Below are 19450 nucleotides of genomic sequence, written 5' to 3'. Positions count from 1 at the left end.
CTCCGAAGCCCAGTTCAAAACGTTGAAATACCGGCCGGACTATCCGGCGTCCTTCGCTGGCCTTCAGGACGCCCGCGCCTGGTGCCGGGACTTCTTCGACCACTACAACAATCATCACCGTCATTCCGGGATCGGCCTGCTCACCCCGACGGCCGTCCACCACGGCCAGGCCGCCGCGGTCCACCAGGCCCGCGCCGCCGTCCTCGACAACGCCTACGCCACCCACCCCGAACGGTTCGTCCGCCGACCCCCGACCCCACCCGCACTCCCGCAACCCGCGTGGATCAACCGGCCCCCCGACCCCGAAGACCAACCAGACACGACCACCGGCTAATTACTGCACCATCCTGCCTCAAACAGGTTGACAGGTTCCGCTGCCGGCGTGTGAAACGAAAAAGTCCCGCCGATCCACCTGCCCCCCACACCATGATCCCGCACAGCTGGCAGAAGCAGACTCGCCCGCCCGGCGGTCACGATCACGATCTCCACTTCTAGCAGACATCGTGACAGAAGGCGTCAACAAATGTGACAGTAATCCCGGTTCTCTGCCCCGTACCTACCGGACCCCGAGTCCCACGCTGCTCACCGATGCCCGCGCCCAGGCAGGCTTCGAACCCAGGAAGATCATCAAAATCGCGGAGTGGACCGGGAAGTTCGGCTATGTGGCCGCCGGGCTGGGCGTTGCGCTGGTTCCCTCGCTGGCCGCCTGGGCGGTCCCGGCCGAACTCGCCCTGTGCCGGCTCGGCAACCTCGCCCTGCGCCGGACCGTCCATGTAGCGCTGCCCGCTGATCCGCTGCCGGCGGCACTGACGTTGCGGGATCTGCTGCAGGAGGCGGGCGGTGGCGGTCTGCCAGTGCGCGTACTCGATCGCGGCTGCAGGGATCGTGGAACCGTCTGCGGTCAGGCGTCGCCCGAGGCCGATCGGCAGAGCGGGCAGCGGTCGTTGCCGTCCCAGCTGTCCCAGCCGAAGTCCATAGGCGACAGTGCGGTGGCCTCCAACTCGGCGCGAACTGCCGCCCGGTAGCGCCAGACAGCGTCGAGGTAAGGGTGGTAGGCGTCGTGGAATGCCGCCGACGACAGGCCGGCGCCCGTGGCGACCACGTGCCGCAACGCGCGCAGCCGCTCGAACATCGCCTGGCCGGCGCCGGCGACCGTCGCGGTGGCGTCGATGAACAGCCGCTCGCGCACGTCGTAGATGCCCGCGTCGGCCAGCACCGCTCGCGACGCCGCGTCGAGGTCACCGGTGCCGGAGCTGTTCAGGGCGATCTGGCGCAGCCGGGTGTGGCAGACACCCGCGGCCACGATGAACGCGATGTAGGCATCCCGCCGCCGCTGCACGTGGCCGCGGTCGTCATCGCGCCGGCCACGCAGATGATCGGCCAGGACGGTGCCGGCGATCGCGATGACCGCGCCGCTGGCGGTGGCCACCAGTGTGCCCCAGTCCACCGCGCTCCTTCCCCTCGGTGCCGGTACAGGCGTAGTCCGGTGGAGGCTTACGTCTGCTGCGGGCGGCGGGCCTTCAGGCATGGGTCACACGATCATCGGCCTGTCCACCAACGCGGCCGGAACCCTGCCCGCTACCGGGACCGGTCCCACCCGACCTCCGCGAACTTCGTGCCGCCGGCAGCCGGCAGCCGGCAGCCGGAGAGATCATCGCCGTCTGCGGCTGGTGACACGTTTCTTACCGGCACCCCATCCTGCCAGCGCCCTCGGTCGGGCGGACCCCCGCAGAGCCGGGGACGAGACCGAGGAGCTCAGGTCCCGCCGGGCCCGGGGGTGCGCAGGGCGCGCAGTTCGGCGGCGAGGTCGTCGGCCTGGCGTTCGGCGCGTTCGGCGCGGGTGCGGGCCTCGGCGCGGGCCTCGCCGAGCACGGCGAGGCGTTCGGCGGCGGCGCGGCGTTCGACGTCGAGGCGGGCCTCGGCCTCGGCGCGGATCCGCTCGGTCTCGGCGGCCGCGGCGGCGCGGGCGCGGTCGACGTCGGCGGCCGCCTCCGCGCGGATGCGGGTGATCTCGGCGGTCGTCTCGGCGCGCAGCCGGTCGAGGTCGGCGGCGGCGTCGGCGCGCAGGCGCTGGGCGTCGGCGTCGGCGCCCTGGCGTAGGCGCAGCGCCTCGGCGCGTTCGGCGCGGATGTCCTCGCGCAGCGCGTCGCGTTCGGCGCGCAGTTCGGCGCGCTGCCGGGCGTCGCGTTCGGCGTCGCGGCGCGCGGTGGCCAGCTCGGTGAGGGCCTGGTCGCGGGTGGCGGTGGCCTCGGCGATGCGCGTCTCGGCGTCGTGGTGGGCCTCGGTGATGCGGGCGGCGGCGTCGCGCTCGGCGGCGTCGATGGCGGCCCGGGCGTGGGCGTCGGCGTCGGCGACGGCGGTGTCGGCGTCGGCGCGGACGGCCTCGGCCGCGGCGGTCGCGGCGCGGACGGCGGCGGCGGACTCCTCGACGGCGTCGGCGACGGCGGCCTCGGCCGCGACCAGGCGGCGCTCGGCGTCCTCGAGCGCGGTGACGGCTTCGGCGGCGATCGCGTCGGATTCGGCGCGGGCGATCCCGGCGGCGCGGGCGGCCTGCTCGGCGCGTACGGCGCGGGCGACGGCTTCGGCGACGCGTTCGGCGGCGTCGGCCTCGGCGGCCTCGACCTGGGCTTCGGCGGCGGTGACGTCGCCGAGCAGCGCCATCTGGCGGGCGAAGGCGTCGAGGGTGGCGGTCAGTTCACCGGCGAGGGACTGGACCTGGCCGGCGAGCTCCTCGGCGCGGGCGCGGCCGGCGGCCAGCGGGCGGGGGATCGGGGCGGGTCGGGCGGCGCCGGGTGCCGGGGTGCTCTGCCCGGCGGGGCGGTGGGCCAGCTCGCGGCGGCGGCGGTAGGCGGACAGACGGTTGTGGGCGGGGTCGTCGCAGTAGGCCGGGGGGCGGCCGGGACCGTCGGCGGGAGCGGGCGGGCGGATGCAGCCCGGGTAGGCGCAGCGCGCCGGCGCAGCGCCAGCCGGCGCCGACGTCGGCGCGGCGGGCGGATCGGCGGGCCGGGTCGCGGCCGCCATGTCCGCGGCCGCCGAACCGGGCGGGGCGGGTGGGGTGTCCTGCAGGTCCGCGCCGGGCGGTGGCGCGGGGGAGGGGATCGCGCGCGCGTCCGCGGCGGTGTCGGATGCCTGTGCCGGCACGTTCCCCGGCGCGTTCCCCGGTGTGTCGGCGGCGCCGTCTGCGGTGGTGGTCGGGTCGGGGGGTTCGACGGGGGGGCGGGGCGTCGGGGGGCGGAACGGCTCGTCCGGCTCGGACGGCTCCTCGCGTTGCCGAGGGGGTCGGGGCACCCGGCTCATCACGTTCCTCATTCCGTCTCGTCATTCCGTCTCGTACCGTCATTTTCGTATCATCGCCATCGATGAAACGTTAACTTGGATCGTTATACCACGGAACGGAACGACGATACGGGACGTCCCCCGTGTCCCGATCCTGACGCCCGAGAAGGGAGGGTTATCGGGCGTCAGGATCGAGGCGGCGAGGCGGCCCGGAATCAGCAGCGATCCCCGCCGCAGCCGAGACCGCAGCACGCTCATTCGACCAGCTCGGCGGGGCAGCGGGCAGCACCGTGCTCATCAACGGGGCCTCCGGCAGCGTCGGGAGTGCCGCTGTCCAGCTCGCTGTGGAGCGCGGCGCACGCGTCATCGGCGCGCAGCGGACTGGCGTCCGCTTCAGCCGGGGCGATACCGGCCGCGCCACCTACGCGCTGGGCAGGTTGCTCGCAGGGCCGAAACGGGGCGATTCTCCATTACGCGCTGTGACAGGTCTGCCCGCTACCGCTACGGTTCCCGACGCGCGAGCGGCGTCGCGGCAGTTCCGGCAGCGAGGATCGGACGAGGATCGTCGCTGCGTGCCTGCGTCACACCGCCTCCCGGAGAACACGATCGAGCGCCGCCCGTCCCGCGGGCCCCCAGGTCGGCCTGCCGCCAGGAAGGCCCCGGTCTCCGTTCCGGCCCATCAGCATGAGGACCAGGCTTGTCAGGACAGCCAGCCCGCGGGCGCGCCGAATCGCCACGGCGTCCGCCTGCGCGTACACGTCGAAGAAGTGCGCGGCGGCGCCCGCAGGAAGCACCACCCAGGCGGCCGCGAGGTCCCACGCCGGATCGCCGGCGAACATGTCACCGAAGTCGATCACACCGGAGAGCGTCCCGTCCGAGACGGCGACATTCGCGGGATGAAGATCACCGTGCACCCACACCGGCGGACCCTCCCACTCGGGCACCGCAACGGCATCGGCCCGGACACCGCCGGCAACGCCGCCGGCAACGCCGCCGGGGACAACGACGTGAAAGAAACGGTCGAAGCCGTCCGTGCACTTCCTGGGATGAGCCCCACGGTCGGAACTGCTCGGCGCCAGCGCAGGCGCCTGCACGTGCAGCGCTCCGAGGAAGCCCGCCAGCGTGTCGGCCGCGTGATCGCCGCGGCTGATCGAGGTGGCGTCCAGCGGCTCGCCGGGAACCCACGTCATGATGGTCCAGGGCTCCGGGAAACGCGCGGACGGCGCACCGATCCGCACAGAATTCGGGACCGGCAGTGAAGGTGGGAGTGGTCGCAAGATCACGGTACCGGCCACCGGTACACCGAAGCGTCGCCCGCCTTGTTCTCGGGCCGTGACCAGTGCATGCCTCGGCTGGTTCATAGAACGAGCCGTACCAGGAGTGCAAGGAGAAGAGCCTCGCGGCCACCGAGGCCGACATCGACGCCGTCTCGGTGACTGTGCTTCGATCGTCTGGGAATCTCACCGCATTACGCTGCCAGGTGAGAACGGGGTTCGTCGTGGGTCGTCCGGGATCGGAACGTCGGGAGGGGCATCTGCCATGGCAGAACTCTTGCGGATGGTCCGGCCGGACGGCAGTGTCAGGTGCGTTTGTTGACCCGGCTGCGGGCGCTGGTGGCCGACGACTGGCCGGTGTGGCGCGCGCTGAGGCTGGCCGCGTTGGCCGACGCACCGCACGCCTTCGGCTCCCCGCTCGCGGACTGGCAGGGACCCGGCGACACGGTGCGACGGTGGCGAGCACGACTCGAGACGGTGGCCGTCAACATCGTCGCCGACCTCGACGGCCAGCCGGCCGGCATGATCAGCGGTGACCGGACCGGCGTCGACACCGTCGAGCTGATGTCCCTGTGGGTGGCGCCGGCGGCCCGAGGCCGCGGGGTCGGCGACCTGCTCGTCGCGGCCGTGGTCGCGTGGGCCGAGCAGGCGGGCGCCGACAAGGCCATGCTGAGAGTCCACCCGAGCAACCACCACGCGATCCTGCTCTACCAGCGCAGCGGGTTCACCCGGACCAGCGGGGCAGATACGGTCCCTGACGATGACCGGCCGGAATGGGTGATGCAGCGACCGCTGGCCGCCCGGCGCATCCGGCCAGGCGGCCAGTAAGGCGGCCCGGTCGCCGCGAAACGGCTCGAAAAGGCGCGGCGACCGTCCACGGCCGGGCGAGACGTCTCCGCGACCGACACCGCCCACGCCGGCCTTCTCGTCGACTGTCATGAAATCCCCGTACGGACGGCGACATCCTGCGCTTTGCTGATCTCAGCGTGCACAACAAACTATGCGCAACCGAGCGGGCCCTGCTCCAAACCTCGCGGCGCATAGATCTGATGGCAGGTCGAACCGTTTTTCTGGAGGACGATCGGGAACAATATTACGACTATGAAAGGAGAGACGGTGACCGTTACGAGAAGAGTACTGAGTCTTGGAGTTCTGATATTCGCAGTCTTCGCGATCGTCCTGGCAGGTACCACGACGCAGGCCGGGCCGCCCGGTGCTGCGGCGGGCGGCGGTCAGCGAAGCGGCGCCTGGAGCGGCGGCGGGCAGAGCGGCACCTGGAACAGCGGCCCGCAGGGCGGCGCCTGGAGCGGCGGCGGCCGGAGCGGCACCTGGAACACCGGTCGCCGGTAGGACGGCTCACCGCCGAGTTCGCCGCCGCCCTCGCCGCCGTGGACGCCGACCTGGGGACTGGTCGGCGCGACCTGGTCAGCACCGCGGTGCTGAACCTGGGCTGGGACGACGACGTCGCCTGCGCCGCACAGCTCGACGCCGACGCGGTCGTTCCCGTCCTGCGCGACGGCGCGTTCACCGCCCTCGGCGGATGACCGGCCCCGGTGGGCGGCGCGCGGGCGCGTTGCCCACCGGGGCCGACCGGGAGGAGGCGCTCGGCCGGCCGCCGAAAAACGCGGTGGCAGGACGCTGCAGTCCATGGTCGGGTTGTCGCATGCGACCGCGCTACGACGACTTCGCCGACTGGTATGACGGTTTCGTGGCCAGGGGAGCGGGACATCCGGTCGCCCGCTCGGCCGACCGTCTGCTGGCCCGGCTGCTCGGTCCCGGCCAGGACCGTCTCTGCCTCGACCTGGGCTGCGGCGGCGGTGCGCACGCCCCCGCGCTGGCCGCCCTGGGCTGGCAGGTGATCGGCGTCGACGTCTCCGCGCGCCAGGTCGACTTCGCCCGCCGCCGGGGCGTCAGCGCCGTCGTCGCCGGCGCCGAGGAGCTCCCGTTCGCCGACCGGTCCCTCGACGCCGTCGCCACGATCATGACCACCACCGACGTCGACGACCTGCCCCCGATGTTCACCGAAGCCCACCGCGTGCTCCGCCCCGGGGGACGCCTGGTGGTCGTCGCCGCGCACCCCTGCTTCGGCGGTGTCTTCGTCGAACGCGACGACCACGGCTCCTGCACCGTCCATCCCGGCTACCGCCACCACCGGCGCGTCGAGGAACACCCACTGCTCGGCGACGGGATCCGCTCCCGCGTCGGGGTGGTCAACGTCCCCCTGCCGGTGCTGCTGAACGCTCTGACGGGCGCCGGGCTCGTCCTGCGGGAGACCGCCGAGGACGACGGTGACGACCCCGTCCCGAACCTGCTGGCGCTGGCCGCCACCCGGGCGGACCCCGGCGGCGGGTGAGCGGGCAGGCCCACCCGGCGCGGGCGGCGTCAGCCTGCCCTATGCCGACCCGGTAGCTCCCATCAGTCGTCGCGCCCGATACCGCGATCGGGGGCGGTCATGTCTCCCGTCCCGGGCGTGCCGTCGGCGAGCCCGTAGCGCAGGTACACGATGCCCTTCGGACTGGCGACCGGCGGGTCGAGGAGGGTGAGGTTCGTGGGCACCGCGCCACCGTCGAACACCTTCTTCCCCACGCCGAGCACGACCGGGTGCAGCCACAGGTCGAGACGGTCGAAGAGCTTCTCGCGCAGGAGGGTCTGCACCAGGTTCAGGCTTCCGACGACGTTGACGTGCTCGTGCCGGTCACGGATCTCGCGCACCGCGCCGGCCAGATCCGGGCCGAGCTGCGTGGACCCGGCCCACGACAGGGTGGGCGTGGCGCGCGAAGCCACGTACTTCGGGACGTTGTTGAAAAGCGTGGCGATCTCGTTGTCCTCGCCGCCCTCCTGGTGCGGCCAGTAGGCGGCGAAGATGTCATACGTCCGCCGGCCGAGCAGGAGGGCGTCCGTGCCCTCGTACGCGGCACCGACCTGCGCCCCGCTGACCTCGTCCAGCAGGGGCGCCTGCCAGCCGCCGAACGGGAACCCCACCGGATCCTCCTGCGGACCGCCGGGCGCTTGCCCGACGAGATCGAGGGTTACGAACAGCTCGACGTGGATGAGGCCCATGCCCTGCTCCCGATGCGTTGGTGGTGTCCCGGTCGCCGACGGTTGACCCTGACACGGTGGCAGGCCGTAGACCGGTAGGTGTCATGTTCAGCATTGGAGACTTCGCCCGCCGCGGGCTCGTGTCGGTCCGCATGCTGCGGCACTACGACGCGCTCGGACTGCTGCGGCCCGCCCACGTCGACCCGGTCAGCGGCTACCGCTTCTACCAGGCCGACCAGTTCGCCAGGCTCAACCGGATCATCGCCCTGAAGGACCTCGGTCTCACCCTGACGCAGGTACGGGCGATCCTCGACGAGCAGGTGAGCGTCGCCGAACTGCGCGGCATGCTGCGGCTGCGGCAGGCCGAGCTCGCCGCGGCGATCGCGGCCGACACCGCACGGCTGGCCCGGGTGCACGCGAGGCTCCGCGCGATCGAATGCGAGGGACGCATGCCCACCGACGACGTTCTCATCAAGCGTCTGACCCCGGTCCGGGTCGCGGAGCTGGTCGCCACCGCCGCCAGCTACGCCCCCGAGAACATCGGACCGGTCGTCAGCGACCTGTTCGACGACCTGGTCGACCGGCTGGCCCGCGCCGGGGTGAGACCGACCGGACCCGCCGTCGCCTACTACACCGACGCCACCCAGGGCGCCGGCATGATCAGCGTCCACGCGGCCCTGCCGGTCGCGGCCGGGACCGACTCCCACCCTGACTTCGCGCTCGTGGACCTGCCCGAGGTTCCCGCCGCGGCCACCCTCGTCCACCGCGGGTCCATGGACGAGGTGGTCTCCAGCGGGCAGGCCCTGGCCGCGTGGATCGACGCCCACGGCTACCGGGCCGTCGGCTACCCCCGCGAGCTTTACCTCGCCTGCCCCCCGCACGCCCCCGAGCGGTGGGTGACCGAACTGCAGGAGCCGATCCTGGAATGCTGACGGCTGGAACGCCGACGGACTGATGCGGCCGGGAACCCGCACCCGGCGCGCTGCGTTGCGGCAGAGTCTCCCCGTGTGACCTCACTCGACCGGCGCGACCCGTGCCGTCACGCGCGTCCCCGACCCGACGACGCCCGTCCGACCCAGCCCGCAGGCGTCGCTGCGGGGGCGCGGCGATGACCGACACCGTGCCCCCGCAGCGACGCTACGCCGACGATGTGCTCGGCGGCCCCACCGACACCGAACGCGCCCGGCTGGCCGCCATGGCCGCGGTCTGCGACCCCACGACGATCCGCATCCTCGACGAACGCGGCGTCGGCGCCGGCTGGCGATGCCTGGAGGTGGGCGCCGGCGGCGGGTCAATCGCGGCCTGGCTCGCCGACCGCGTCACCGCCACCGACGCCGGCCCGGCCACCGACACCGACCCCGGGGCCGACCGCGCCCCCGGGGTCGGGCATGTGGTCGCCACCGACGTCGACACCCGCCACCTCGACAGCCTCGCCGGACCGCACCTGACGGTCCTGCACCACGACGTCACCCGCGACCCCGCACCCCCGGGCGGCCCGTTCGACCTCATCCACGCCCGGTTCGTCCTGGAGCATCTCCCCGACCGCGAGCACGTCCTGGACCGCCTGCGCGGCTGGCTGCAACCCGCCGGCGTCCTCGTCGTCGAGTCGATCGTCGGGTTCCCCCTCGACTCCTCACCCCACCCGCCGTTCCGCCAGGCCATGCGCAGCATCGACGAGGTGCTGGCCAGGACCATCGGCACCGACTCCGCCTGGGCGCGCGGGTTCCCCGCCCCCCTGCAGGCCCGCGGCCTGGTCGACGTCGGGGTGAGCGTGCACCTGCCGACCACGGGCGGCGCGGGCCCCTCCGCCCAGTGCTGGGCGCTGACCCTGACGCGGCTGCGCCCCCACATCCGCGAGCTGGGCCTGGCTTCCGACGACCTGCTCGACGAGGCCCTGGACTCCCTCGCGGACCCGGCGTTCTTCGACCTGTCGTTCGCCACGGCCATCGCCTGGGGCCGCGCCCCCGGCTAGCCGCGACGCAGGCAGGGCATCCGATCGTGGCCGCGCCGGCCGCGGCGATGGATGCCCTGCCGCTACCAGCCTCCGCCCGGCCTTCCTGTCCCCGTGGCGGCCCCCGAGAGTCGGGGACGGCGCTCGGCAGCCGTCGAGCTCCGATTCCTGGCTGGTGGGAGAGGGACATCATGGGTCGAACGGTTGTGATCGTCGGCGGGGGTTATGGGGGTGCCGCGGTCGCCAAGGCGCTGGAGGCCGAGGCCGACGTCGTCCTGATCGATCCCCGGGACGCCTTCGTCAACGCCGCCGGGTCCCTGCGAGCGCTGACCCGGCCCGACTGGGCGGGCAACCTGTTCTTCCCCTTCGACACGCTGCTCACCCGGGGCATGGTGATCCGCGACCGCGCGGTCTCGGCGGACCCCGGCGGCGTCACCCTGGCCTCGGGCCGGCGCGTCGAGGCGGACCATCTGGTGCTGGCCACGGGCTCGAGCTACGCCTACCCGGCCAAGCCCGCCGCCGACTCCACCGGCGAAGCACGCGCCGACCTGCGCCGGACCCACACCGAACTCGCCGCCGCCGCTAGGGTCCTGATCCTCGGCGCCGGGCCGGTCGGCCTGGAACTGGCCGGGGAGATCACGGCGGTCTGGCCGCACAAGCACGTGACCATCGTCGACCCGGCCGCGCGGCTGCTGCCCGGCTTCCACCCAGAGATGATCAAGGATCTGCACCGCCAGCTCGACGACCTGGGCGTCCGGCTGCGCCTCGGCGCCGGGGTGAGCGCGCCGCCGACGACCAGGGCCGGCCGGACCGAGACCTTCACCGTCACCACCACCGGCGGAGAGGAGATCACCGCCGACATCTGGTTTCGTGCCTACGGCGTGCACGTCAACAGCGACTACCTCGCCGACGGCCGGCTCACCACGCTCACCGCGCAGGGCCAGGTGCCCGTCACCGAGACCCTCAACGTCCGCGGGCACGACCACGTCTACGCCGTCGGCGACCTCGCGGGCGTCGCCGAGGCCAAGATGGCCGGATACGCGGGGCAGCACGCCGAGGTCGTGGCGAGGAACATCACCGCCCGCCTGCGCGGCGAGCAGCCCACCGCCACCTACCGGCCCCTGCCTCACCCCATGATCCTGCTCCCGCTCGGCCCGCACGGCGGCGTCGGCCAACTGCCCACCCCCGACGGCCCGGCCGTCGTCCCGGCCACGACGGTGGCCCAGTACAAGGGCGCCGACCTGTTCACCGCCCGCTTCGTCGAACAGTTCGGCCCCACCGCCGCCTAAGGGGTTGGCCCACGGTTCCTGCTTGGCCCACGTTCCTGCTTGGCCCACGTTCCTACGAGGAAAGGAGGTCCACGATGGCGGACAGGCTGGCAGGCAACGTCGCGATCGTGACCGGTGCTGGCCGCGGAGTCGGCGCGGCGTATGCACGAGCGCTCGCCGCCGAGGGCGCGAAGGTGGTCGTCAACGACCTGCGCGGCAACGCCGATCGCACGCCGACGGCGGCGCAGTCCGTCGTCGCCGGCATCGAGGCCGCCGGCGGTGTCGCCGTCGCCCACCATGACAGCGTGGCCGACTTCGACGGCGCCCGGCGCCTCGTCGAGACCGCGGTCGCACGCTTCGGCCGGCTCGACATCCTGATCGCGAACGCCGCGATCGTTCGCCCACGGTTCCTGCGTGACGCCGACGAACGGGACTTCACCGACGTGCTCGCCGTCGCCACCCACGGGACGTTCCACTGCCTCCGCCACGCCGTGCCCCACCTGATCGACGCCGGCGGCGGCACGATCATCGTGACCGGCGACCTGGTCAACGACGTCCACTTTCCGCGCAATGCCGCCTACCGGGCGGCGAAGGCGGCCAACGCCGTGCTGGCCAGCTACGCCGCCGAGGAGCTGCGCCCGTTCGGCATCAGCGTCAACGCGGTCAATCCCGGCGCGACCGCGACCGCCCTGCACGACGACTACGTCGCGAGCCTCGACGACCGCGCCGCGAGCTTCCTCGCCGAGCTTCGCACGCGCGTCGCCGCCACCGGCGGTGCGCCGCCGGCACCCGCAGCGCCCGAGACGGTGCCACCGCTGGGGATCTACCTGTGCACCGAGGAAGGCCGGCGCGTCACCGGGCGTGCCTTCCAGCTCAACGGCACGAGGATCGGCCTGGCCACGACGCGCACCGAGATCTCCTACCTCGACGCCGACGGGCCGGCCGGATGGTCGACCGACGCGCTGGCCGCGCGCCTGCCCGCCTGGCTGGCCGGGGTGCGCGACACCGCCTGAGCGGGTCGTACCTGGGGTAGGCGCGCGGACGCGGGAGGGGGGTGTCGCCTGACGGACTACCCGAGTTGCACGGTGGGCAACCGCAGCGGCACTTAGAGTGCGAGCAGTGATGGCAATCCTCCGCGCGGTGTCCCTCGCCGCAGCGATCCTTCTGCTCCCCGTCGCCGGCGCCGGCAGCGCCGCGGCGGCTGCGCCCCCGCAGGGAACGGCGTCCCCGCAGGGAACGGTGCCAAGGCAGGGAACGGCGCCGGTGGCGGGGCTGTCCCTGCCCCGCCCCACCGGGCCCCTCGCGGTCGGCCGGGACACGCTGCACCTGGTCGACCGCCACCGGCGTGACCCGTGGGTGCCCGGCGTCGCCCGCGAGCTGATGGTCGACGTCTACTACCCGGCGCAGGCCGCCACCGGCACCCCGGCCCGCTACGCCACGGTCGAGGAGATCCGCCGCTACCTGGCCGCGCTCGGCCTGGCCGACACCCTGCCCGTGCAGGCGCTGGCCGACACGCACATCGCCAGCCGCGTCGGGGCGCGACCGCTGCCCGGGCGCCGGGCGCTGGTGCTGCTGTCCCCGGGCCTGGGGGTGGGGCGCCGCTCGCTGACCGGGCTCGCCGAGGACCTCGCCAGCCGCGGACTGGTCGCCGCGACCGTCGACCACGCCTACGAGTCGGTCGGCACGGCGTTCCCCGGCGGGCGGATGCTGACCTGCGTGGCGTGCGACCGGATGCGCACCGACGCCGACTTCGGCGCCGCCAGCCGCGGGCGCGCCGCCGACCTGTCCTTCGTCCTGGACAGCCTCACCGGGGCGCACCCGGCGTGGCGCGGCGCGCAGCTCATCGACCCGGCGCGCGTCGCCGCGGTCGGGCACTCCCTCGGCGGGTCGGCGGCGGCGTCGCTGCTGCTGCACGACCGGCGGGTGCGCGCCGGGGTCGACATGGACGGCACCCTCGGCGAGCCGGTCGGTGCCGGCGGGTTCGGCGGGCGGGCGTTCCTGCTGTTCGGCGCGACGGCGGACCATCCCGGCAGTACCCCGGCAGCGGGGGAGGGCACGGCGGCGAAAAACGGCACGGCGCCGACGAGTGGCGTGACGGCGGGGGACGACGATCCGAGCTGGGCGCAGGCATGGGCGCACCTGGGCCCGCCGCGGCTGTGGCTCGACGTCGACGGCGCCGACCACTTCAGCTTCACCGACGATCCCGTCCTCGCCGACCAGATCCCGCTGCCCGCCGCCGCGGCCCCGTCTGCCCCGGCGCCGGGGCAGACGTTGACCGGACGGCAGGCGCTGGCGATCACCCGCGCCTACGTCGGGGCGTTCGTCGAACGCTGGCTGTGCGGGCGGACGCAGCCGCTGCTCGGCGGGCCGAGCCGGGCCTACCCGCAGGTGCGTGTCGTCGGCCGGGATCCTCAGCCCACCGCCGACGCCACCCGCCGGCGGTAGGCCGTCGGGGTATCGCCGGTGTGCTGACGGAAGGCGCGGGTGAAGGCGCTGGCGCTGTCGAAACCGACGGCGATCGCGACGTCGAGCACGGTGGGCCCGGGTTCGCTCAGCAGCGCCGCCGCCCGGGCCATCCGGCTGTGCAGCAGGTACTGGCGCCAGGTCAGGCCGGTGGAGGCGGCGAAACGCCGGCGCAGGGTGCGTTCGGAGACGCCCACCGCCCGGCAGACCGCGCCGATCGTGGCGGCGTGCGGGTGGCCCTCGGCGTGGCGCATGGCGGCGGCGGCGATCGGGTCGGTGCTGGTCGGCAGGCACAGCGGGGTCGCGGCGTCGAGTCCCTCGACGAGCAGACCGGACAGGGCGGTGAAGAAGGTGTCGGCGAGCGGGTCGCCGGCGCGGCGGCTGATCGGCCAGCGCACCGCGTGCATGATCATCTCGCGGATCGGGGCCGCCGCGGGCAGGATCCGGGCCCGGTCGGGCGCGAGGCCCATCATCTGGGGGTCCAGGAACACCGACACCGTGCGCACCCGCCGCAGGGTCGTGCGGTGGGCCAGGCCCGCCGGGATCCACAGGGCGTGCCGGGGTGGGAGCAGGTGGTGGGCGGCGGCGGTCTCGACCTCGACGGTGCCCTGCCAGGCGTACTCGATCTGGTCGAGGTCGTGGACGTGCCAGCCGGAGCTGACCTGCTCGCCGTCGTAGGCGTAGGTGCCGGCCCGGATCCGGTCGGCCGCGGTCGGGTCGGTCAGTACGACGCTGGCCGCAACGGGCGGATTGTCNACCGGACGCGCACAGACGGTCATAGCAGACCACACTACAAATAGGCGGTATGGATGCAACCGATCACGATGCGACGGTGCGCCGGTCCTTCACCCGGCAGACCGGGCTGTTCACCGGGGACGACGCGCTGTTCGCCGAGCGCCGCACGGCGCCGCTGCCCTGGCTGGAACCCCTCGACCCGACCATGATCGTTCTCGATGTCGCCTGCGGCGCCGGGCATGTCGCCGAGGCGGCCGCGCCGCGGGTGCGCCAGGTCGTCGGCGTCGACCTGACCGCCGCGCTGCTCGGGCTGGCCGCCGAACGCCTGCGCGCCGCCGGCATCGCCAACGTGCTGCTGCAGCACGGCCACGCCGCTGAGCTGCCGTTCCTCGACGGCTCCTTCGACGTGGTCGTCTGCCGCGCCGCGTTGCACCACTTTGCCGATCCGGCGGTCGCGGTCGCCGAGATGGCCCGGGTCTGCCGGCACGGCGGGCGGGTGGTGGTCGCCGACCTCGTCGCCCCCGACGCGCGGCTGCGCGGGCCGTTCGACGAGCTGCACCGCACGATCGACCCGTCGCATGCCGGGGTGCTGCTTGCCGACGAGCTCGCCGCGTTGTTGCGTGCCGCGGTCGGCCCGCTGGGCCGCCACGACACCGAGACGACCGCACCGTTCGCGGTGGCGGAGATGCTGACCGACGCCGGCGACCGCGACGGTGCCCTGGCCGTCCTCGCCGCCGAACTCGACGGCGGCCCGGCCACCGGATTCGCCCCGAGGCGCGTCGACGGGCAGATCCACGTCCAGTTCCCCGCGACCACCGTCGTGGCGACCCGCCGGGAGCAGGAGCCGGGCTAGTCACCCGAGCGGGCGGGCCCCTCGAGCCCGGTTGGGCCTCGCGGGCCAGGTCAGACCTTGCGGGCCAGGCCGCCATAGATGTTCACCGCCGCGTCGGTGAGCCCGGCGGGCACGTCGGCGTCGGGGCGCCAGCGGTGGACGAACACCACCCCCGGGTCGGGCAGCTCCAGCCCGGTGAACAGGCTCTCCGCCTCGGCGCGGCTGCGCAGCCGGGCGGTGATGGCGCGCTGACGGTAGCTGTCAGCGCAGCGTCGAGGACGGGGTCGCCGTCGCCGGTACCGCAGGTCGGCGTCGAGACGGTCCGACCCTGGCGTCTCGGGACGCAGCGTCGGCGGCCGATCGCGCATCAACCCCACCCGATGATCATGCCGACGGGGTCGCGGGCGGGGTGAGTCCGAGGGAGACGACGAGGTCGATCAGGTCGGCGTGGTACAGGGCGGCGGGGTTGTTCGACACGGCGCGGACGTGGCCGTGGTTCTCCAGCGCCACCAGGCCGTGCATGCGACCCCACACCCGCAGCGCCAGCGCGACCACGCCGGGCGGCAGATCGGGCAGCGCCGCGCGGACCTTGGCCGCGTAGGCGTCGGGAAAATCCGACCACTGAACGTCGTCGGGCTGCGCCGCGCGGCCCGGCGGACCTGCCGGTCAGGGATGCCCGGCCGGTCAGGGGGTAGCCGACCGGTCAGGGATGCGACTGGTCAGGAGGCCGGCGGGCGGTGGGCGAGCAGGACGGCGCTGGGGAGCCGTTCGGTCGCGTCGGGCTCGCGTAGCAGCCGGGCGGACTCGACGAACCCGGCCGGGCGCAGCAGGCCGGCGATCGCCTCCGGCGACCAGCGGTGCGACGGGGTGACCAGGTGCGGATGCGGCTGGGGTGCCTCGGCGCCGGCGTCGGCGGCCTGGAAGGCCAGCAGCAGGTGGCCGCCGGGGGTGAGGACCCGGGCGAACTCGGCGAACAGCGCCGGCACCCGCGCCGGTGGGGTGTGGATGATCGAATACCAGGCGACGGCGCCGCCGAGGGCGCCGTCGGCGAGCGCGAGGTGGTGCATGTTCCCCACCTCGAAGCGCAGCCCGGGATGGTCGCGGCGAGCCAGCATGATCATCTGCGGGGACAGGTCGATGCCGAAGGCGTCCACCCCGAGCTCGCGCAGGTGCGCGGTGATGTGGCCGGGGCCGCAGCCGAGGTCGGCGACGGCGGCGGGCGCGCCGGTGGNGGTGGCGTGGGCGAGGACGAGTTCGGCGAACGCGCCCAGCAACGCCCGGTCCAGCGGACGCTGGGCCAGCATGCGGCTGAACAACTGCGCGTAGCGTTCGGCGACGCCGTCGTAGGCGTCGCGGGTCACGCGCAGATCCGGCTCCTCACCCATGGCCGATGATCGTAGTGAGTCCGGGTGCAGCCGCGGGCTCTGGTCGGGGGATCGGCCGGCGGGCTACCAGCCGCGGCCGCTGGGCAGCGGTGCCGCGCCCGGCGCGGACACGTGCAGTACCTCGTAGCGTTCGGTGGCCTCGCCGTCGCCGGCGGCGGCCGCGGCGTCGGCCCACAGCACGAACCGCGTCAGCTCCCAGCGGCGGGGGTCCAGGGTGAGCGCGGCGGTGTGCACGCCGGCGCGGCCGGCCAGGGCCGCGAGCGCGTCGATCTCGCGGGCGACGTGGGCGGCGAGCCCCGAGCCCGAGCCGTCGTCGAGCGTATCGGCGTCGGCGGGCAGGGCACTGACCCGACGCGAGGCGGCGGTCGGCGACGCGGCCGAGGCGGCCGGCGGCGACGCGCCCCCGTCCCTGGGACGGGCCGGCCCGGTTTGCGACACCGGCCCGGTTTGCGATGCCGAGTCGACCTGCGACGTCAGGCCGGTTTGCGACGCCGAGCCGGTGACGGCGGCAAGGACGGTGCCGTGCGCGACCGCCGGACGGCCGAACGAGCCGATGATCCGCTCGAAGCCGCCACCGCCGACGAGGAAACGGCCCATCGCCCCGGCGTCGTGCCACAGGTAGAACGGGGCGTACTGGTTCACCGCGGCACCCGCGACGCCACGCTCGCGGATCGCGTACGCCTTCAGCGCGAGCCCGGCCCGGTCGTCGAGGGCGTGGCCGGTGTCGGCGACCCGGCGGCGGATGATCGCCATCTCGTAGTCGGCGGGCAGGGTGATCGTGTACTGCATCGCGTACATGTCCTGGGTCCTGTCCTGGTCGCTAGCCGGCGGGTGCGGCGGGTGCAGCAGGTGCGGCGTGGGTGGAGAGCAGGGCGAGCAGGCCGTCGACGGCCTGGACGAACGGCACCTCACGCCCGGCGGCGCGGGCCAGCACGTACCCGCCCTGCAGCACCGCGACGATCGTGGCGGCGGTGGCCGCCGCGTCGAGCCCGACGAGCTCGCCGGCGGCCGTGGCCTCGGCGAGCACGGCGCCCAGGCGGGCGCGCAGCCAGGTGAACGTCTGCTCGACCGGGCGGCGCAGCTCGGCGTCGGCCATCACGTCGGGGTCCTGGGTGAGTCGGCCGACCGGGCAACCGCGCAGCACGTCCCGCTCGCGGCGCAGATAGGCCTCGATGCGGGCGAGCGCCGGGCCGTCGGCGCCGAGCTGGGCGTCGGCCGCCGCCCGCAGCTCGGCGGCGGTCCGCTCGATCGCCGCCCGTGCCAGCGCCGCCTTGCCGTCGAAGTGGTGGTACATGCTGCCCTGCCCGACCCCGGCGTGCGCCTGGATCGCCCGCGGGCTCGTCCCGACGTACCCGCGTTCCCACAGCAGCACCCGGGTGCTCTCGATCAGCCGCTCCGCCGCATCCACCCCACCACTGTACATACCAGTAGGTACAGAGAGAGGAGTCGGCCGAGGGACGCCACCCTGCGCCGCGCCCTCAGCCAGTGGCGGGGGTCGCGGGGGCGACCGGGCTGCCCGTGCCCGAGCTCGGCGCCACCGGCGGCCAGGACGACAGCGAGGGCAGGGGTACGGCGGTCGGGGCCGCCGGCCCCGTGCCGCACACCGGCACCTGGCCGCACGGGGTGGCCGTGGAGCGGGCGAGCAGAGTGCCGGCGAAGTTGTAGGCGTAGAGCGTCAGCGGCATCTGGCCGAGGGCCTGGTACCGGGCGAGATCCGGGGTCGTGACCTGGATGCGGGTGATGAACGCGCCGGTCGAGGGCTCGAAGGGGACCACGACGGCGTCCCCGGTCGGGAGCGCGGCGACGAGCAGGGCGACCTGTGGGGACACCTGGCCGACGGCCCACCGCCGCGCGTTCCACTCGCCGAGCCTGCCGGAGCCGTCGTCGCCGGAGCTGACCACCTCGACAGGCCTCGTGGGCGGCTTCGTCAGGTCATGGCGACCGCCTGACCAGAGGATCGGGCCGTTGATGCCGGTGAGGTCGGGGACGGCGGTGAGGTCGGGGACGGCGGCGGGTCCGTTGACGGTCCGGCACATCCCCCCGCCGTCCTCGCCGGCGAGGAGAACCTGCAGGCCCCACCGGTCGGCGACCGCGACGAACAGGCGCGGGGCCTGCGGCGCGCAGCGGGCGTCGACCTCGCGGCGTTGGGCATCGGTGAGGGTCAGCAGGCGCGGGGTGTCGACGTAGTGCAGGTGCAGGGGCGGGCCGCCTGCGGCAGCGGGGACCTCGGAGGGGACTGCCGGCGCGGCGCCGCGGACCACGGTGGGAAATCCGGCCGCGGGCAGGATCGTCGTCCGCCCGTCCCCCTGGCCGCCGACGAGGACACCGGCCCCGATCACGACGGTGGCCAGGACGGCGGCCAGGACGGCGACGCCGGCCGGGACGGCGATGGCGAGGCGACGGCGGCGGCGAGCGGCGGGCGCCGCGGCCCGCGCCACGGTCAGCAGCTCGGCCGGGGTGCGGACATCGAGCTGGCCGGCCGCCGCGCGCAACCAGTCGGCAACCGCGTCGTCGGGACTGCCGGACGAGGTTCCGTTCACGGTGCCTCCTTGCGCGGAGCGAGGGGTGTCCGATCCCGCCGGGGGTCGGACCTGGGACGGGGCCGGCGGGGCGGCGGGGTCGGCGATCGCGGGGTGGATGCGTAGCTTGGCGAGGCCCTTCGCGGCCTGGCTTTTCACCGTGCCGACCGAGCAGCGCAGCAGCGCGGCCACCGCGGCCTCGGACAGGTCCTCGCAGTAGCGCAGCACGACGACGGCCCGCTGCCGCGGCGGCAGCATGGCGAGCGCCGCGGCCAGCCCCGCCCGGTCCTCGACGGCGGCGAGCTGCGCCGACGGTTCCGCACGCTCCGGCGGCACGTCGACGAGCACGTGGCGGACCCGGCGACGGAACCGGTGGGTGTTGGCGTTGACCATCACCCGGCGGGCGTAGGCGTCGGGCCGGTCGTGGCCGCGGACCCGCGGCCAGACGACGAACACGCGGGTCAGTGTGGTCTGGGTCAGGTCCTCCGCCTCGCCGGCGTCGCCGGTCAGCAGATAGGCGAACCGCAACAGCTCACCGGCCCGCGGCGTGAAGTACGCCGTGAACCCGCCGTCGTCGCCCTCGTCTGTGCGCACCACGACCTCCCTCGCCCTACAAAGGCCGGCGGCCGCCTCCAGGTTGCCCGGCTTCTCGAACTTTCCGACCCGGCCTGCCGACGACCTGCCGGAAGCACGCGCCGCGGGGGTGGG

The 19450-nt window shown here is 74.2% G+C and carries 18 protein-coding genes and 6 pseudogenes; 12 read left to right on the top strand and 12 right to left on the bottom strand.

Features of this window, described 5'->3' with window-relative positions:
• Both UK82_RS14345 and UK82_RS42745 read left to right on the top strand, forming a co-directional pair.
• Positions 1–334 (top strand): integrase core domain-containing protein (locus UK82_RS14345; protein ID WP_152989896.1); only part of this gene is annotated, 334 nt, incomplete at its 5' end.
• Between the two features lie 238 nt (positions 335–572).
• Positions 573–836 (top strand): annotated as a pseudogene (locus tag UK82_RS42745) (LysR substrate-binding domain-containing protein); the annotation flags it as partial.
• A gap of 65 nt (positions 837–901) precedes the next feature.
• On the opposite strand, the gene UK82_RS14340 reads toward UK82_RS42745, so the two are convergent.
• Together UK82_RS14340 and UK82_RS14335 are read right to left on the bottom strand one after the other, a co-directional pair.
• Positions 902–1447 (bottom strand): hypothetical protein, encoded by a 546-nt coding sequence (locus UK82_RS14340; RefSeq protein WP_044883176.1) that lies wholly within the window; start codon positions 1445–1447, stop codon positions 902–904.
• 308 nt (positions 1448–1755) lie between these two features.
• The gene (locus UK82_RS14335; RefSeq protein ID WP_236705921.1) at positions 1756–3297 is read right to left on the bottom strand and encodes a hypothetical protein; all 1542 of its coding nucleotides are present in this window, start codon (positions 3295–3297) and stop codon (positions 1756–1758) included.
• A 194-nt stretch (positions 3298–3491) separates the two neighbouring features.
• Between UK82_RS14335 and UK82_RS42740 the strand changes: the two are divergent.
• Positions 3492–3748, top strand: a pseudogene (locus tag UK82_RS42740) (hypothetical protein); the annotation flags it as partial.
• 109 nt (positions 3749–3857) lie between these two features.
• On the opposite strand, the pseudogene UK82_RS14330 reads toward UK82_RS42740, so the two are convergent.
• A pseudogene (locus UK82_RS14330) lies at positions 3858–4556 on the bottom strand (phosphotransferase); the annotation flags it as partial.
• A gap of 303 nt (positions 4557–4859) precedes the next feature.
• Here UK82_RS14330 and UK82_RS14325 point away from each other — a divergent pair.
• From UK82_RS14325 to UK82_RS14320, 3 genes are all read left to right on the top strand, one after another.
• The gene (locus tag UK82_RS14325) at positions 4860–5378 is read left to right on the top strand and encodes an N-acetyltransferase (RefSeq protein ID WP_236705920.1); all 519 of its coding nucleotides are present in this window, start codon (positions 4860–4862) and stop codon (positions 5376–5378) included.
• Positions 5379–5938: 560 nt separating this feature from the next.
• Positions 5939–6094: a hypothetical protein gene (locus UK82_RS34050; protein ID WP_173667280.1), complete on the top strand. Its 156-nt coding sequence runs from the start codon at positions 5939–5941 to the stop codon at positions 6092–6094.
• A gap of 119 nt (positions 6095–6213) precedes the next feature.
• Entirely contained in the window at positions 6214–6903 is a 690-nt protein-coding gene (locus UK82_RS14320) for a class I SAM-dependent methyltransferase (RefSeq protein WP_055407622.1), read from the top strand.
• Between the two features lie 62 nt (positions 6904–6965).
• Here the strand turns inward: UK82_RS14320 and UK82_RS14315 are convergent, their stop codons facing one another.
• Positions 6966–7610 carry a dihydrofolate reductase family protein gene (locus UK82_RS14315; protein WP_055407620.1) on the bottom strand — a complete coding sequence of 215 codons (645 nt, stop codon included), beginning with the start codon at positions 7608–7610 and terminating at the stop codon, positions 6966–6968.
• Positions 7611–7693: 83 nt separating this feature from the next.
• Between UK82_RS14315 and UK82_RS14310 the strand changes: the two genes are divergently transcribed.
• From UK82_RS14310 to UK82_RS14290, 5 genes are all read left to right on the top strand, one after another.
• Complete coding sequence (locus UK82_RS14310; RefSeq protein ID WP_044883171.1) at positions 7694–8521, top strand: MerR family transcriptional regulator; 828 nt, start codon at positions 7694–7696, stop codon at positions 8519–8521.
• 176 nt (positions 8522–8697) lie between these two features.
• The gene (locus UK82_RS14305) at positions 8698–9561 is read left to right on the top strand and encodes a bifunctional 2-polyprenyl-6-hydroxyphenol methylase/3-demethylubiquinol 3-O-methyltransferase UbiG (protein WP_055407618.1); all 864 of its coding nucleotides are present in this window, start codon (positions 8698–8700) and stop codon (positions 9559–9561) included.
• A 170-nt stretch (positions 9562–9731) separates the two neighbouring features.
• Entirely contained in the window at positions 9732–10829 is a 1098-nt protein-coding gene (locus UK82_RS14300) for an NAD(P)/FAD-dependent oxidoreductase (protein WP_055407616.1), read from the top strand.
• A gap of 74 nt (positions 10830–10903) precedes the next feature.
• A complete protein-coding gene (locus UK82_RS14295; RefSeq protein WP_055407613.1) occupies positions 10904–11821 on the top strand; it encodes an SDR family NAD(P)-dependent oxidoreductase in 918 nt (305 codons plus the stop codon).
• Positions 11822–11930: 109 nt separating this feature from the next.
• A complete protein-coding gene (locus tag UK82_RS14290) occupies positions 11931–13253 on the top strand; it encodes a lipase (RefSeq protein WP_044883168.1) in 1323 nt (440 codons plus the stop codon).
• Here the strand turns inward: UK82_RS14290 and UK82_RS37710 are convergent.
• Positions 13220–13525 carry a helix-turn-helix transcriptional regulator gene (locus UK82_RS37710; RefSeq protein WP_236705926.1) on the bottom strand — a complete coding sequence of 102 codons (306 nt, stop codon included), beginning with the start codon at positions 13523–13525 and terminating at the stop codon, positions 13220–13222. The two genes, UK82_RS14290 and UK82_RS37710, sit on opposite strands and share 34 nt — an antisense overlap.
• 551 nt (positions 13526–14076) lie before the next feature.
• On the opposite strand from UK82_RS37710, the gene UK82_RS14280 reads away from it, so the two are divergent.
• Positions 14077–14859 (top strand): class I SAM-dependent methyltransferase, encoded by a 783-nt coding sequence (locus UK82_RS14280; RefSeq protein ID WP_055407611.1) that lies wholly within the window; start codon positions 14077–14079, stop codon positions 14857–14859.
• Positions 14860–14909: 50 nt separating this feature from the next.
• Here the strand turns inward: UK82_RS14280 and UK82_RS14275 are convergent, their stop codons facing one another.
• The 7 genes and pseudogenes from UK82_RS14275 to UK82_RS32780 all read right to left on the bottom strand — a co-directional run.
• Positions 14910–15206 carry an SAM-dependent methyltransferase gene (locus UK82_RS14275; RefSeq protein ID WP_063897489.1) on the bottom strand — a complete coding sequence of 99 codons (297 nt, stop codon included), beginning with the start codon at positions 15204–15206 and terminating at the stop codon, positions 14910–14912.
• Positions 15207–15222: 16 nt separating this feature from the next.
• Positions 15223–15393 (bottom strand): hypothetical protein, encoded by a 171-nt coding sequence (locus UK82_RS33660; protein ID WP_236705919.1) that lies wholly within the window; start codon positions 15391–15393, stop codon positions 15223–15225.
• 164 nt (positions 15394–15557) lie between these two features.
• Positions 15558–16069 (bottom strand): annotated as a pseudogene (locus tag UK82_RS14270) (class I SAM-dependent methyltransferase); the annotation flags it as partial.
• Position 16070: 1 nt separating this feature from the next.
• A pseudogene (locus UK82_RS42735) lies at positions 16071–16223 on the bottom strand (SAM-dependent methyltransferase); the annotation flags it as partial.
• A 63-nt stretch (positions 16224–16286) separates the two neighbouring features.
• Positions 16287–17021 (bottom strand): DUF4865 family protein, encoded by a 735-nt coding sequence (locus UK82_RS14265; RefSeq protein WP_055407607.1) that lies wholly within the window; start codon positions 17019–17021, stop codon positions 16287–16289.
• A gap of 22 nt (positions 17022–17043) precedes the next feature.
• Positions 17044–17646, bottom strand: coding sequence for a TetR/AcrR family transcriptional regulator (locus tag UK82_RS14260; RefSeq protein ID WP_173667283.1), 603 nt, complete (start codon positions 17644–17646; stop codon positions 17044–17046).
• 1141 nt (positions 17647–18787) lie between these two features.
• Positions 18788–19336: pseudogene (locus tag UK82_RS32780) on the bottom strand (SigE family RNA polymerase sigma factor); the annotation flags it as partial.
• Between the last annotated feature and the right edge of the window lie 114 nt (positions 19337–19450).

Source organism: Frankia sp. ACN1ag, assembly GCF_001414035.1.
Taxonomy (GTDB): Bacteria; Actinomycetota; Actinomycetes; order Frankiales; family Frankiaceae; genus Frankia; species Frankia torreyi.
This window is presented reverse-complemented; position numbering and strand designations above follow the sequence as displayed.

What these genes read in the sequence shown, in the direction of transcription:
- UK82_RS14335 (WP_236705921.1), bottom strand. Translation starts at nt 3,297, where the DNA reads ATGAGCCGGGTGCCCCGACCCCCTCGGCAACGCGAGGAGCCGTCCGAG.
- UK82_RS14320 (WP_055407622.1), top strand. Translation starts at nt 6,214, where the DNA reads ATGCGACCGCGCTACGACGACTTCGCCGACTGGTATGACGGTTTCGTG.
- UK82_RS14315 (WP_055407620.1), bottom strand. Translation starts at nt 7,610, where the DNA reads ATGGGCCTCATCCACGTCGAGCTGTTCGTAACCCTCGATCTCGTCGGG.
- UK82_RS14310 (WP_044883171.1), top strand. Translation starts at nt 7,694, where the DNA reads ATGTTCAGCATTGGAGACTTCGCCCGCCGCGGGCTCGTGTCGGTCCGC.
- UK82_RS14305 (WP_055407618.1), top strand. Translation starts at nt 8,698, where the DNA reads ATGACCGACACCGTGCCCCCGCAGCGACGCTACGCCGACGATGTGCTC.
- UK82_RS14300 (WP_055407616.1), top strand. Translation starts at nt 9,732, where the DNA reads ATGGGTCGAACGGTTGTGATCGTCGGCGGGGGTTATGGGGGTGCCGCG.
- UK82_RS14295 (WP_055407613.1), top strand. Translation starts at nt 10,904, where the DNA reads ATGGCGGACAGGCTGGCAGGCAACGTCGCGATCGTGACCGGTGCTGGC.
- UK82_RS14290 (WP_044883168.1), top strand. Translation starts at nt 11,931, where the DNA reads ATGGCAATCCTCCGCGCGGTGTCCCTCGCCGCAGCGATCCTTCTGCTC.
- UK82_RS37710 (WP_236705926.1), bottom strand. Translation starts at nt 13,525, where the DNA reads ATGCGCCACGCCGAGGGCCACCCGCACGCCGCCACGATCGGCGCGGTC.
- UK82_RS14280 (WP_055407611.1), top strand. Translation starts at nt 14,077, where the DNA reads ATGGATGCAACCGATCACGATGCGACGGTGCGCCGGTCCTTCACCCGG.
- UK82_RS14275 (WP_063897489.1), bottom strand. Translation starts at nt 15,206, where the DNA reads ATGCGCGATCGGCCGCCGACGCTGCGTCCCGAGACGCCAGGGTCGGAC.
- UK82_RS14265 (WP_055407607.1), bottom strand. Translation starts at nt 17,021, where the DNA reads ATGTACGCGATGCAGTACACGATCACCCTGCCCGCCGACTACGAGATG.
- UK82_RS14260 (WP_173667283.1), bottom strand. Translation starts at nt 17,646, where the DNA reads ATGTACAGTGGTGGGGTGGATGCGGCGGAGCGGCTGATCGAGAGCACC.